Genomic DNA, 14,450 nt, shown 5'->3' with positions numbered 1-14,450 from the left:
CCTACCGGTTGGTTAATCATATATTATTATAAGTATTATTGTAATAAAGGTGGATGGTATGAGGACTTTGCAGCTTACATTGGAAGAGGCGCTAGAGGTGTGCAAAGCGCTGACGAACGAGCATCGCGTGCAGATGCTGAAAGTTCTGAACCAGGGTCCTCTCAACGTCAACGAGCTTTCCGAGCTGTTGGGCATACCGTTCTCTACGGCGGCCGTCAACGTTAAGAAGCTGGAGGATACCGGACTCATCTCTACGGAGATGGTGCCCGGCCGTGGCAGCCAAAAGGTAAATACGAAAAAGTACGACCGTATCGTTATTCATCTTGGACCGGTTGAACCGCAGCTGGAAAATAACATTATTATGGAAATGGGCATCGGCGAGTACACCGATTGCGAAGTAGAGCCGACGTGCGGCCTCCTCAGCGAATTCGGCATCCTAGGGATCATGGACGACCCTAGATCGTTCTTCGAACCTTCGCGGAAGGACGCGGAACTGCTGTGGTTTCGAACCGGTTATGTGGAATACCGCTTCCCGAACCGCATCCCGTACGGCGCCGTGGCGGAGGACCTTGAGCTGTCCGCGGAGGTGTGCTCCGAAGCGCCGTATTACAAGCTGGATTGGCCGTCGGATATTACGGTATGGATCAACGGAGTGGAAATCGGTACATGGACCAGTCCAGGGGATTTAGGCGGGGAAAAAGGGTTCTTGACTCCAGATTGGTGGGCAACCCGAAATACACAGTACGGACTTCTCAAACATTGGCTTATTAACGAAAAAGGAAGCTTTATCGACGGCCTGCAAATTTCGGACGTCACCGTCGACGCATTGAAACTGTCTTCCAAGCCGTACGTATCGGTTCGTCTCGGAGTGAAGAAGGACGCCGTGAACGCGGGAGGAATCAACCTATTCGGGAAACGCTTCGGCAATTACGAACAAGCGTTGCTGCTTAGGATTAAATACGGGAACAACAAATAATTTGTCAGGGACACTCCGAAAGGGGTGTCTTTGCCATTTATTAACTTGTAATAAAACAGCTATTGATGTTATTATAAATATTGTAATGGAACAAACAATATTGTTATATGGAGGGTCTTGCATGAAAAAGAGCGTAGGTGCAATGCTGGGTTCTTTCCTGTTGGCCGTTTCCGTTCTCACCGCATGTTCAGGCGGGAACAATGCTCAGCCGGAGCCATCTGCCGGAAATTCCAGCAACGAAACGACCGAGAAAAATGTAAGCGGTAACACTCCCGCCGGTCCTGTAAATTTAACGTATTGGACCCCGCTGAGCGGCGGCGACGGAGATTACATGAAGGCAATGGTCGACGCGTTCAATGCAAGCCAAGAAGACATCAAGGTAGAGATGTTAAACTTCCCGTCGGCTGAATATTACACGAAGCTTCGCACCGCGGTAGCCTCTAAACAAGGGCCAGACGTAGCGATCGCGCATACGAGCAAACTGCCGGAACTGATTCCCGCCAACGCCATGGAGAGCTTGGACGACGTGGCGGAGGAAGCGGGGATCGATTGGAACTCATTTAACCCGAATATCTTAAACGCACTGATCAGCGAAGGCAAGCATATGGCCGTACCGCTGGATACGCATGCGCAAATTATGTTCTACAATAAGAAGATTTTGCGCGACGCCGGCTTGCTCGACGCGAACGACAAGCCGAACATTCCGCCGGGACCGGACGGTTTCCTTCAATATTTGCGGGATATCAAATCGAAAGTGCCCGCGGACGTGATGCCTTTCGCAACGACGTCGGCCGGGAACCAGCCGTTCTGGACGTGGTGGTCGTTATATAGTCAAGCGAACGGCCAGCTGATCAGCGAAGACGGCACGAAAGCAGCGTTCAATAATGAAAAGGGTCTTGCGGCGCTTCAACTGCTCGAAACGATGATTAAAGAACAACTCTGGCCGATGAACATTAAAAACGGCGGCGAAATCTTTAACAGCGGCAAGGCGGCGCTCTCGATTAACGGCGTCTGGTACGTCGGCGTGACGGAGAAGGTGCCGGATCTAGAATTCGGCGTGATGCCGGTACCGCAAATTTACGACAAGCCTGCGGTATGGGGAGACAGCCATACGTTGTTCGTGCCAACGCAGGCGAAAGACGATCGCGCGAAATTGGTCGCGGCGGCGAAGTTCGCCAACTATCTGGCCGACAACGGAGCCACATGGGCGCAAGCGGGCCATGTGCCGAGCAAACCGGCTGCGTTGGAGTCCCCTGAGTTTAAAGCGCTTCCGTACCGAGCGGATTACGTTGAACTAGCAAGTTATGTCAGCTACTTGCCCCTTCATGAGAAGACGTTCGCGATCGGCGAAATGTTGAAGGCGAATTTCACATTGATGACGAACGGGCAAGTCACGGCGAAGGACATTTTGGCGCAGTCCGAGAAAGACGCGAACGATTTGTTAGCGAAGTAATAGAAGGGAACGGGGGTGTTTCCAGCGGAAGCACCCCCGTCTTTCCCCGTATGGAAGGGAGAGTGCCCGTTTGATTTCGACAGAATCGAAGAAAAAGAACTTAGGGGAAATAGGGGCCGCGTTGTTATTTCTGCTCCCTTATTTGATCTTCTATATCTGGTTTATGCTGTACCCGATTTACAAGGGCTTCATCATGAGCCTTCATGAATGGTCGATCGGCATAGAACCTGTTTTCGTCGGTTTGTCCAACTATGCGGAAATGCTGCAGGATCGCCATTTTTGGGAAGCGTTATGGCATACCGTTTATTTCGTTATATTGTCCACGCCTTCACTCGTCGTCGTCGGTTTATTGTTGGCACTCATCGTCAACGCGGGTTTGAAAGGGACGACGTTTTTGCGTGCGGGATTCTTCCTGCCTCATATTTTGTCCATATCTGTAATTAGCAGCATTTGGGTCTTTATTCTTCAACCCTACACAGGATTAATGAACACCGTTTTGCACTCGCTTGGCGTACAACAAGAAATTTTTTGGTTGAGCGACAAAAACTTGGCATGGATTTCCATCCTCATCGCAACCGTGTGGTGGACAGTGGGATTCAACATGGTGTTGTTTCTTGCCGGACTGCAGGAAATTCCGGACGATTGGTACGAGGCGGCTAGAATCGACGGAGCCAGTGCATGGGATTGCTTTTTGCATATTACGATCCCATCGCTGAGGGGCGTCATCTTGCTTATCATCGTACTTCAGTCGATCGCCTCCTTTAAATTGTTCGGGCAACCTTGGTTAATGACGCAAGGAGGGCCCGGAACCGCAACCCGTCCGTTAGTTCAGTATATTTATGAAACCGGTCTTCACCGCTCGAACGAAATGGGCCTCGCTTCCGCAATGTCCTACGTTCTTTTTCTCGTTATGATTTTGTTTGCCGTCATCCAATTTAAATTTTTATCCAAAAAGGATTAACGCGTGAAAGGAAGGACGGAAATGAAAAGCAGACCACAACGCAGTCGAAACTCGAGATGGCTGCTGTACGCGGCGGGATACGGCACGATTATCGTTTGGCTTGTGCCGCTGCTGTGGATGGCATTGACCTCGATAAAACCGGAGGGCAGTCCGGTTACCGTCCTCAGCGTGCTGATTCAGCCGCCTTTTACGTTCGAAAACTTCTTCACCGTGACGACGAAAGCGGCGTTGTGGCGTTGGACGTGGAACAGCGCCGTGATCGCGGTGTTTACGACAGCCGGGACGTTATTGATAACTTCATTGGCCGCATTCGCTCTATCAAGATTGAAGTTCCCGGGCAAAAATTTCGTTTTCTGGCTTATTCTCGCGGGGTTGATGGTTCCTACGGAAGCGACGATCATTCCGCTGTTTCAAATGATGATCGACAACGGCATGATGAACAGTTACAGCTCGATTATTTTTCCAAGTTTGGCGGCGCCGCTAGGGGTCATGATCTTGAAGCAGTTTTTCGACGGCGTGCCGAACGAGTTGGTCGAGGCGGCGAAGATCGACGGGGCGGGCGTGCTGCGCGTTTTTTTCAATATTTTTATACCGCTATCCCGTTCGGCGTTAGCCGCGCTAGCCATATTTACGTTTATCAGCTCATGGAATAACTTTCTGTGGCCGTTCCTTGCGATCAGCTCCGAACAGATGATGACGCTACCGATCGGCATCCCGCTCTTTCAGGGCAGTCACGCCCAAGAGCTCACGTTGCCGATGGCCGCCAATGTATTGGCCAGCGTTCCGGCGATTTTGGTGTTCGTTTTGTTTCAAAAACATATTATTAAAGGCATTACAATGACCGGTATAAAGGGATAAATAAACGGGGCTAAGGTGGAAGGATAACTTTGAGAAAGCAATGGAGCTTGTCGGGGCAGTGGCGTTTTGCGACGGATCCGAAAGACGAAGGGGAAACGAACGGTTGGTACCTAGAAGCAGCTGAAGGCGGTATGGAGGTGACCGTTCCCCATATTTGGCAGCGCAGCGAGGAACATCTCGCCTACTTCGGGGCCGCTTGGTATAAGCGAACGTTCCAAATCGGGGATCGCAGCGAGAAGAAGCGAGTTTACGTACATTTCGACGCCGTTGATTATACAACCCGCGTATGGGTGAACGGCCGGTACGTCGGCGAACACGAGGGTGGGTTTACGCCTTTCGAATTTGACGTGACCGATTATTTGACGAGCAGCGGCGACCAAATGATCGCCGTGCGCGTATACGACCCGCAAGATAACGCGGACATTCCGATCGGGAAACAAGGAAGCTGGTATACGCGGGTGAGCGGGATTTGGCAAGACGTTTATTTGGAAGAACGCTCAGCCCTTTATTTAGACCGTATTCGGATTACCCCGGATATCGACAAGAGCGCGATCAACGTCGAGTATCGTTTGGGCGGGACGCCCAAGCACGGCGGCGCGGGAGAGATTCATTACGCCGTAATCCCTCATCTGGGCAACGGGGAGACGATCGCGAGCGGACGAATCGATGCGGGGGCTTCGCTTGAGGGCAGCTTCGAGGTGGAGATTCCGAACGCGGTGCTGTGGGATACCGAAAACCCGTTTTTGTACGAGCTCCGGATCGAGATGGCGGACGGCGGGGAACGCATAGACGTTAAGACGGAACGGTTCGGCATGAGGCGCGTCGAGTATGCGGACGGCATGGTTGTCCTCAACGGCAAGCCGCTGTATATTCGCGGTGCGTTAGATCAAGCGTTCTACCCGGACACGATTTACACGGCTCCATCCGATGAATATATTCAACGGGAGATCCAGCTTGCGAAGGAGATGGGCTTCAATTTGCTGCGCAAGCATATCAAAGTGGAGCTTCCGCGATATTTATATTGGGCTGACCGTATGGGGATGCTCATTTGGGCGGAACCGCCGAATTACGTGAAATGGACGCCGGCAGGGGCCCGCCGGTTTCGCAACGATTTATTCGCTATGGTGGACCGCGATTATAATTGTCCGTCAATTATCATTTGGTCTCTATACAATGAGGAGTGGGGGCTCGAGTGGGATCTCGCCAGAGATCCTGCGAAGCAAAGGCATGTGGAGGAATTGTACGACGAACTAAAGGCGTACGACCCGACGCGCCTGCTCTGCGACAACAGCGGCTGGGCGCATGTGAAAACGGATATTAACGATCATCATCGCTACTTCGTTTGTCCCGACCAACTCGATGCGTGGAGGCGCGATCTGGACGAATTCGTCGTAGGGGATCCGGACCGTAATTTTGTAGGGGATCGCCGGTCGAACGGGCAACCGATCATCGTTTCGGAATTCGGGGTTTGGGGCTTGCCGAGTATGCAGAAGCTGAAGGACCATTACGGCAATCGGGAACCGTGGTGGTTCGTGAATCAAGGGGAAGAGTCCCATCAAGAAGATTATAAAAAACCGGTTACGGCGGAAGCGAACTTCGCCAAATTCGGCCTGAACCGGGCGTTCGATTCGTACGAAACATTAGCTGTCGCCTCGCAGCAGAGGATGTTCCGGGCCGTAAAATCGGTCATTGAAGAAATGCGCAAGCGCCCGCTGGTAGCCGGTTACGTCGTGACGGAATTTACGGACATCGAGTGGGAGACGAACGGATGGTTGGATTATCTCCGGAATCCTAAAGTCGGTTTCGAACGGTTAAAAGATTTTAACGGCGCCTTGACAATTATGGTCGACGGCGTGAAGCACAACCTGTGGGCGGGGGAAAACCAGGCATGGGACGTCATCGTTTCCAATCATGACGGCTTGACGTTCGAGGGGGTCGCGCGTTGGGAGATCGAGGGTACGGCGTTATCCGGGGAATTTCCCGTTCGGCTGGATGGAAGCGTACATTGCAGGCTGGAATGCGCGGTCCAATTCCATGCGCCGGAAGTTGATTCGTCACGCGCTTTCGTATTCCGGATCGAGCTGTGGAACGGTTCGGAACTTACGGCCGGCAACGAAGAGGAATTAACCGTGTCTCCGACGAAACAAAGTATTCAAGGTCTTGAGGTGACGCCTTATCGGCTTTCCTCCGATTTCGTACGGCGTATGCAAGCGAACGGAGCGGCCGTGAAAGAGGAACTGTCGACGGATGCGGTCATTCTTACCAATCGATTGGACCAGAACGTACTGCAATTCGTACGGCAAGGGGGATATGCCGTTTTCTTGGCGGAGGAAGGAGAGCAGCTGACCCATCGCGACCAGTTTACGTTCCGGCATTTGCCCGAAGGGGAGAGCTGGCCCCGCGCTTCTTCATTCAATTTTGTCGACGTTGCTTGGTTCGAAGGCGTGCCGCTTCGGCCCGAGATGGGGTGGGAGGTCGACGAGCTGATTCCGCATTACGTGCTGCCGTTTACGGATTATAAAATCGGAGGCGGCCGCCGTTCGATTCCGCTATTCGGCAATCCCGGACTTGCGGAGTCCGGCGAAGTGATCTCCGGGTATTTCCAAGGTTGGATCGGACAGGTCGGCGGATCGATCGTGCGCAAAACATACGGTCTCGGGTCCATCCTCGTCGTTACGTGGAGATTGCTGCAATCTTACGGCGTTCACCCGATCGCGACACAGGTGCTGCATAAACTCTTGCAAAAACGGTAAACCATCTTCGTTGGGGCAATGGACTCCTGCCAGCAGGCGATCAATCAGGAGCTGTTCCCGTTGTTCATGAGGCAGAGTCGTTACTCGCCTCGTGGCAAACTGTGGCATATATGTAAAATATAGATTGCAATGATAGAAAGCAAAGATTATCATTGTAGCTGTAATGCAAAACCGATAATGGCAAAGCTAATGAAAATTAGCGACGCAAAGCTACAGGGGCTAAGGAAGTTGCGAAATGCAAAGTCTATGCCAGCCAGTTGCCGAATAGTTTGGAAATCCGGGTGCCTCTCTCAGGGTATTCCCGTTTTTCAAAATCCCCATTTTCGGCAACGAATGTGGGGATTTTTTATTTTAACCCATTAAACAAACATATTGACAGAAAGGTGGTGTCCAGTTGCAGGGACGACTAAGTCCAAAGATTCAACAAAACTGACGAAAAGGAGATGAAATAATGATTTCGATGCAAGCTAGAAATGTGGTGGCCGAAAAGATTAAGATCCTGAGACAAGACCACGGCCCGAATCTCGTTCTTGTTGGCCCCGTGCAGCTCCCGGTTCAACTGGAAGGTCGAGAAGTTACTTTCCAATGGTATACATGGTTAAATCTGAACACCATTCCTCCGCTGGAAGGAGAGATTCTCGACGTACTGTCTGAAATTGATTTTGCATCTTCTCAGCAATCTTCCGTACTCGTTTATGGCGACTTTGCTAACAACGATCAAGCGTTGGTCCGGTTTCACAGCATATGCCATACCGGGGATATTTTCGGAAGCAAGCGCTGCGACTGCGGCTATCAAATGCAACGTTCCTTGAACATGATCGCCCAAAACGGTTGCGGGGCTCTTTTTTACATAGCTAATCATGAGGGGCGCGGTATCGGGCTTTTTTCAAAGTCTCTTGCTTATCTATTGCAGGAACAAGGCTACGACACGGTAGAAGCCAATAATGAGCTTGGTTACGACGACGATCAGCGCTCCTACGATGAAGCGATTCGCGTACTTCGAAGCATGCGTCGCAAGCCGGTCAGTCTGATTACGAACAATCCCAAAAAATTGCAATCCCTTCGAGAGCAAGGGCTTCTTACCGATCAACACGTCTCTATTTGGGGGGCTCCCACGAAGCATAATAAGCGATACTTGAGAACGAAAATCGCCAAATCCGGTCACCTTTACGAGACCTCGACCCGAAGCGTCGAACAGGAAGGATGGAGCGGCAGGTGAATCATGATCAGCATTTTATGAAACTGGCGTTGGATTTGGCAGCCACAGCCAAAGGAAAAACGACGCCTAATCCCGTCGTGGGCGCCATTCTTGTCAAAGAAGGGCAAATCGTCGGTATGGGCGTCCATCGGAAAGCGGGGGAACCTCATGCCGAAGTTCATGCCTTTCGCATGGCCGGCGAGCATACGAAAGGCGCCACGTTATACGTAACGCTTGAACCTTGTTCTCTGGTCGGAGGAACCGCTCCTTGCGCGGAAATGGTTAAGAACGCTGGGGTCGCGCGTGTCGTCGTCGCCATGCAGGATCCGAATCCGTTGATGGCGGGACGCGGCATTCAACTGTTGAGGGAACACGGGATCCGAGTGGATGTGGGGGTGTTGGAAGCGGAAGCCGAATTGCTCAATGAGCGATATGTGCACAACATGACCAAACAACTCCCGTTCGTTATTTCTAACGTGGCTATGACGCTGGATGGAAAATTGGCTGCGCATACGGGGCACTCGCAGTGGATCACGGGGGCACAGGTACAACAGGAAGTGCATCAGTTGCGCAGCGAAGTCGATGGCATTCTGGTGGGGATCCAGACGGTGCTGGCGGACAACCCCCGCCTAACGGCGCGATTGCCGGAGCGTTCGAAACAGCCGACCCGCATCATCCTCGATACGAATCTGCGCTTACCGGTGACGGCTCATGTGGCCGATTGTTCGGAAGCACAGACTTGGATTGCGACGAGAGAGGGTGCGGATCCTGAAAAAGTGAGCGCATTGAAACAAAGAGGGCTGGATATTCTTTTTGTACCTCAAGCTGAATACGGACTTGACCTGCATGCCTTGATGAGCATTTTATATCAGAGAGGCATTACCGACCTTATGGTAGAAGGCGGCAGCGAAATCAATGGATCTTTCTTGCGTACTAAACTGATTAACAAATGGTTAATTTATATCGCCCCCAAAATACTGGGAGGACGCAATTCCTTCACTCCCTTCGGCGGCACGGACGTGGAAACGGTTGATGAGGCTTGGAATGTTACGATCCACAGTACCCGGCTGGTCGGAGAGGATATTTGTATCACGGCATATCCGAACGACTAATCTTGACTCCGGAGTTTGCAACGTACCGATGAATTTACGGCGGCTCGAACGTCTATAGTTATGTACGCCAATCGGATTCATACCAAACTCTAGGAGGAACCAACGATGACGATGAAACTTACCCCTTACATCAATTTGGAGGGACGCGCGAAGGAAGCCATTCAGTTTTACGAGCAAACCATTGGTGCCGAGATTGTTTCCCTTGCGACATACGGGGACATGCCGAACATGCCCGATACGTTTACGGACGAGCTGAAAAGTCTTGTGGCGCATTCGAAGCTGAGAGTGGGCGAATCGGAGCTGATGTTTTCGGATGCGCCTTGGGGTTCGCCGATCGAAACCGGGAAACGGGTGACGATCTGCATTACGACGAACGACGTAGAGAAGTCGAAGCGGATCTTCGATGCTTTGCGGCAAGAAGGTCACGTCAATTTGCCGTTTCAGGAGGAGTCTTTCAGCCCGGGATTCGGCGACGTCACGGACAAATTCGGCGTGACCTTCCAGGTCTACACGGAGATGTAAACCGTATCTCTCGAAGAAAGAGTTGCCCACAATGTGGCGCGACTCTTTTTTTTGCCGCGGGTCCCTAGGGGATTCACATCTTAGGAATATATAGGACCGATGAATTCCGCCGGTTGGTTTCGTCTATATAAGTGAGAACAAAAACAAGAGAGGATGCTTTTCCGATGGAAACGAGTCAACCGACGAAAATTACCGTGCAAGCCGTCATTCAAGCGCCGGTAGAGAAGGTATGGAGGCACTGGAATGAGCCGGAACACATCACGAAGTGGAATCAAGCCTCGGAAACGTGGCACGCCCCGAATGCGGTAAACGATCTGCGGGTTGGAGGTAAGTTTCCGATCCGGCTGGAAGCGAAAGACGGCAGTATGGGGATGGCAGGCGATTTTGGATAATTTCAAAAATATACGGAGGAATTTTAGAATAGGGGGATGACGGTCTTGAAGATCGAGACGAAGACGAACACAGGGATAACAATCGCAAACGGCATTTCTAAGGGGCGTCTGTGGACAGCGCGTGCCATGGGCGGAATCGTCGTTCTGTTCATGCTGTTCGATGCGATCGGGAAAATCGCCAAGCCGGAGCCAGTGATCGAAGGCACGCTGGCGCTCGGATTTGCCGAGAACCACATTGCAGTAATGGGAGTTCTAGGTTTGCTCTGCACCATCATATATGTTTTGCCGCGAACGCGGTTCCTGGGGGCGTTGTTGCTCACGGGCTACTTGGGAGGCGCAGTGGCTGCACATCTAAGGGTGGATAATCCGTTGTGGTCTCATATGCTGTTTCCAGTATATGTCGCCATACTTGCTTGGGGGGCGCTGTGGCTAATCGATCGAAGATTGCGCAATCTCCTTTGGGAACGCGAATGATATACTGCCGCCCCGCTATGAAGGTAAGATAGCCTGTAAGTTATTAAATTACGAGGGATAGCATGAAGAGGAGAGTTCAGCCAGCTATTGCTGGTTGAACTTTTTTCATTAAGGGTTTTTAATGCCATAATCATCCTTCAGCCAAAAATGCGAACCGAACGTTTTATCTCTTTAGGTTTTATTTTTGTATTTTTAGCGTTTTGCTGGAAACGAGGTTTGTGCCCCCTTATTTGCCCCGTCTAACGTTATAATAGATAGAAACTTTGGGGAGGAACACCTTAGATGAAAGTGCCGAAGTTCTTCTCTCTGAAACATACGATCATGCTTTTGTTTTTTCCGATGATCGTTGTATTCGTGATCGTTAGCGGGTCCTCTTCCTATCTCTTGGCCGTTCGGCAAATCGAAGAGAACGCATACCGAAATATTACGGATCTTGTGGTGCAAACCAAGAGCCATATGAACGAACAATTGCTGGTCGTCTTTGGGGAGTTGGTCGCTGTCGTGAACGGCTCCGGCATCGGCGCAATGGTGACAAGTTTAGATTCGACCGAAGGATTGGATTCCAACCGGTACCTTGCCGTCGCGAATCAATTCGAGCGGATCCATCAGACGCATTACTCGATGATCGACTCCATCTATATGAATTTTAACGACGGGAAAGCGTCGTATACCAAAGTGAACTACTTGCTGACCGACGTGAACTTTTCTTATGAGGAGTATTCAAGTCGCTACCGGAACGACAACGCCGACTACCATTGGCAAAATTTACACGAGGACGGCATTTTTCGATATGTAGGCGGTGAGAAGGAGAAAGTCGTAAGCGTGTTCAGCTTGTTCGGGTCGGAAACCTCGCAGGCGAAAGGGATCATATTATTCCATCTGAAGGAAGCGTTCTTCAGTGAGATCCTTAGTCTCGTAGAGATTAGTGAGAATGGCTACTTAGCTTTGGCGAGTTCGGATGGCATGATGATGTTTAAAGACGTAGACGATATTTACATACCGGATGACAAGGTTCGAAGCCACTTGATGAATCGGGAAGCGGCATCCGGGACGTTCCGATTTACGAAACCGGGCGGGGAGCGAACCGTGGTCATTTACGATACCCTCCCGATCAACGGTTGGCGGCTCGCGGCGATTTTTCCCGAGAACGATATTCTGGAAAAAATTAATTATATTAAATATCTCACGATCGGCATGATGGTCGTCGTGATCGCCGCCGCGGCGGCCATGTCGCATATCCTGCTTCGTACGGTGACGCGACCGATCTCCACGCTGACGGCGAAGGTCAAACAGGTCGAAAGCGGAAAGCTGGACACGATATTCGACGTACGAACGAACAATGAAATCGGAATTTTGAACCGGGGAATCGGCAGCCTCATTCAGAGAGTCCAATTGCTGTTACACGACATACGTCTTGAGCAAGAACAGAAGAGAAAGGCTGAATTGGCTGTATTAAATGAACAAATCAAGCCCCATTTTCTATATAATACGCTTCATTCCTTAAATCAATTAATTGCGATGGACCGCAAGTCGGAAGCGATGACGATGGTCGAATCGTTATCGACCTTTTATCGCCTAGGACTTAGCAACGGCAAAGAGACGATCGGCGTCCAGGAAGAGGTCGAGCTCGTTCAACATTACTTGTACATCGTAGGTCAGCGGTATAGCGACACGATGCGCTACAGCGTCGAGGTCGACCCGGAATTGAATCAGTATGTCATGTTGAAGCTGCTGTTGCAGCCTTTAGTAGAGAACGCGATTTATCATGGCGCCAAACAAAAGCGAGGGTTGTCGGATATCACGGTGACGGGGACGCTGCAAGGCGAACACATGATTTTCCGAATCGCGGACAACGGCAAGGGAATCCAGGAGGAGCGGCTTCGGTCGATCCAAGCTACGCTTCGGGGGCGGCTTGATCAGGATCATAGCAAAGGGTTTGGGCTGTATAACGTTCAAGCTCGGATTCAAAGCTACTTCGGCGCTGCGTACGGCATCGGGATCGAAAGCGTGTACGGAGAAGGCACCGTCGTTACGGTGAAGCTCCCGAAGCTTCAAAAACAGGAGGTTGACGACAAATGAAGATCCTCATCGTTGACGACGACGTCATTATTCGCAAGGGATTGAGCGAGGGGATCGACTGGCCGCAGCACGGCTTCGAATTGGTCGGTGCGGCCGGCGACGGGGAAGAGGCCTTGGAGCTGATGAAGCTGCAGACGCCGGACATCGTCATCTCGGACATCCGGATGCCGTTCATGGACGGACTAGAGCTGGCCGAACGAATGAACGAAATGTACCCGTGGGTGAAGCTCATCCTGCTGACCGGGTACCAAGAATACGAGTACGCGAAGAGGGCCATCGAGATGAGAGCCTCGGAGTACTTAATTAAGCCGATCCATAACATGGCCCTGCTTCAGAAAGTAATCGAGCTCGGCGCACAAATCGAACAGGAACGGACGTACACCCGGCAAGTGCAAGAGGGAATGCCGCTTCTTCGTCAACGTTTTTTGCAGAAGCTGGTGACGGCCGCGCCGGGGCCGAATTTTCACTCGGAGATTAAGTTCCTTGGATTGCCGTTGGATAAGACCGTCTTCCACGTCATGGTGATCAAGATCGACGGGCTGACTAGTCCGGAGCTTCTAAAGAGGTATTCGGAGAAGGAAATTATTAAATATTGTGTGCACAATATCGCCCGGGAGCTTCTAGGGGAGCTGGGACTGACCTTCGATTGCGAGGACGATGAGATCGCTGCGATCGTGACAGGAGATAACGACCCGAAGCGGTTGTTCGAAAACGCGTACGTGTTCGCGGAAGAGCTATTGGTTCAAATCAAACGGTACGTGAAGACGACGGTCACCATCGGCATGGGCGGGGCGTACGAGGGCCACGAGAAGCTGCCGAAATCGTATCAAGAAGCCCGCTCTTCGTTGGCCTATCGCCATTACGCCGGAACGAGTCAAATTATTACCGTCCACGATACAGGGTTGTTCGCGGATATGAACGAACTGCAGCTGGCGGGGCTGAAGAAGGAGTTGTACGCCAAGGTAAAGCTCGGACTGTCGGAGGACTCCCTGGGAGTCTTGAGCCAATTGGAGCGGAAGCTGTTCGAAGCGCAGCTGGAGTGGTCCCAGGTGCATCTTCTGGCGGTGGAAATCGCCGTCGTGGTCTTTCAAGGGATGCAGGAATGGGATGAAGAGGGCGAAAGCCACAAGGATTTCTACACCGTATGTAAGGAGCTTCAGGAACTTGAGACCGTATCGGACATCTTCCGCTATCTTCGCTCCTTCATCGAAGCCATCACCCGAGACGCGATGAAGGTGAGAGATTCGCAAACGAAGGGAATCGTCCTGAAGGCGATGGAGTATATCGATCAACATTTTTCGAACGAAAACTTATACTTGCAGGAAGTTGCGGGAGCCGTCCATGTCAACCCGACTTACCTGAGCATCATATTCAAGCGGGAGAGGGATATCAACTTCTCGGATTATTTATTGGAGGTCCGGATGAAGAAGGCCATCCAACTCATTCGCAAGGGAGAATTGAAATCGTACGAAGTCGCCCAGCAGGTGGGATACCCGAATCCGCAATATTTTAGCGTTGTGTTTAAGAAGTATACAGGGTATTCCCCGACAGAATACCGCAACGCCGCCGCACGGAAAGACGCATAGTCGCATGCGTCTTTCTTTTTCTTTTGCAGGACGAAAAGAATTCAAACAGAACGATAAAGCGATTACATTCAACTGAAGACCTCCTT

Annotated in this window: 11 protein-coding genes, 1 pseudogene and 1 riboswitch; all 12 genes and pseudogenes read left to right on the top strand. The window is 51.3% G+C overall.

Features of this window, described 5'->3' with window-relative positions; translation table 11 throughout:
• Positions 1 to 58 precede the first annotated feature (58 nt).
• The 12 genes and pseudogenes from VE009_RS23730 to VE009_RS23675 all read left to right on the top strand — a co-directional run bounded on the left by VE009_RS23730 (position 59) and on the right by VE009_RS23675 (position 14,364).
• Positions 59 to 976 carry an ArsR/SmtB family transcription factor gene (locus VE009_RS23730; protein WP_325012004.1) on the top strand — a complete coding sequence of 306 codons (918 nt, stop codon included), beginning with the start codon at positions 59 to 61 and terminating at the stop codon, positions 974 to 976.
• Between the two features lie 331 nt (positions 977 to 1,307).
• Positions 1,308 to 2,429 (top strand): ABC transporter substrate-binding protein, encoded by a 1,122-nt coding sequence (locus VE009_RS23725; RefSeq protein ID WP_325012002.1) that lies wholly within the window; start codon positions 1,308 to 1,310, stop codon positions 2,427 to 2,429.
• A 70-nt stretch (positions 2,430 to 2,499) separates the two neighbouring features.
• The gene (locus tag VE009_RS23720; RefSeq protein ID WP_325012001.1) at positions 2,500 to 3,390 is read left to right on the top strand and encodes a sugar ABC transporter permease; all 891 of its coding nucleotides are present in this window, start codon (positions 2,500 to 2,502) and stop codon (positions 3,388 to 3,390) included.
• A gap of 21 nt (positions 3,391 to 3,411) precedes the next feature.
• On the top strand, positions 3,412 to 4,248 hold the full coding sequence (locus tag VE009_RS23715) for a carbohydrate ABC transporter permease (RefSeq protein WP_325011999.1): 837 nt from the start codon (positions 3,412 to 3,414) through the stop codon (positions 4,246 to 4,248).
• Between the two features lie 29 nt (positions 4,249 to 4,277).
• Positions 4,278 to 7,001, top strand: coding sequence for a glycoside hydrolase family 2 protein (locus VE009_RS23710; RefSeq protein WP_325011997.1), 2,724 nt, complete (start codon positions 4,278 to 4,280; stop codon positions 6,999 to 7,001).
• A gap of 169 nt (positions 7,002 to 7,170) precedes the next feature.
• Positions 7,171 to 7,266, top strand: a riboswitch (cyclic di-GMP riboswitch).
• A 186-nt stretch (positions 7,267 to 7,452) separates the two neighbouring features.
• Entirely contained in the window at positions 7,453 to 8,220 is a 768-nt protein-coding gene (locus VE009_RS23705) for a GTP cyclohydrolase II (protein WP_325011995.1), read from the top strand.
• Complete coding sequence (ribD, locus tag VE009_RS23700) at positions 8,217 to 9,311, top strand: bifunctional diaminohydroxyphosphoribosylaminopyrimidine deaminase/5-amino-6-(5-phosphoribosylamino)uracil reductase RibD (protein ID WP_325011993.1); 1,095 nt, start codon at positions 8,217 to 8,219, stop codon at positions 9,309 to 9,311. The genes VE009_RS23705 and ribD overlap by 4 nt, the downstream gene beginning before the upstream one ends.
• A gap of 105 nt (positions 9,312 to 9,416) precedes the next feature.
• Positions 9,417 to 9,833 carry a VOC family protein gene (locus VE009_RS23695; RefSeq protein ID WP_325011991.1) on the top strand — a complete coding sequence of 139 codons (417 nt, stop codon included), beginning with the start codon at positions 9,417 to 9,419 and terminating at the stop codon, positions 9,831 to 9,833.
• Positions 9,834 to 9,997: 164 nt separating this feature from the next.
• A pseudogene (locus VE009_RS23690) lies at positions 9,998 to 10,216 on the top strand (SRPBCC domain-containing protein); the annotation flags it as partial.
• Positions 10,217 to 10,270: 54 nt separating this feature from the next.
• A complete protein-coding gene (locus VE009_RS23685; RefSeq protein ID WP_325011988.1) occupies positions 10,271 to 10,699 on the top strand; it encodes a DoxX family protein in 429 nt (142 codons plus the stop codon).
• A gap of 282 nt (positions 10,700 to 10,981) precedes the next feature.
• Positions 10,982 to 12,778 (top strand): sensor histidine kinase, encoded by a 1,797-nt coding sequence (locus VE009_RS23680; RefSeq protein WP_325011986.1) that lies wholly within the window; start codon positions 10,982 to 10,984, stop codon positions 12,776 to 12,778.
• Complete coding sequence (locus VE009_RS23675; RefSeq protein WP_325011985.1) at positions 12,775 to 14,364, top strand: response regulator; 1,590 nt, start codon at positions 12,775 to 12,777, stop codon at positions 14,362 to 14,364. The genes VE009_RS23680 and VE009_RS23675 overlap by 4 nt, the downstream gene beginning before the upstream one ends.
• Positions 14,365 to 14,450: the final 86 nt, after the last annotated feature.

The organism is Paenibacillus sp. (genome assembly GCF_035645195.1).
In the GTDB taxonomy this organism is placed as follows: domain Bacteria; phylum Bacillota; class Bacilli; order Paenibacillales; family YIM-B00363; genus Paenibacillus_AE.
The sequence above is the reverse complement of the archived record's forward strand: the minus strand, read 5'-3'. Positions and strand labels throughout refer to the sequence as shown.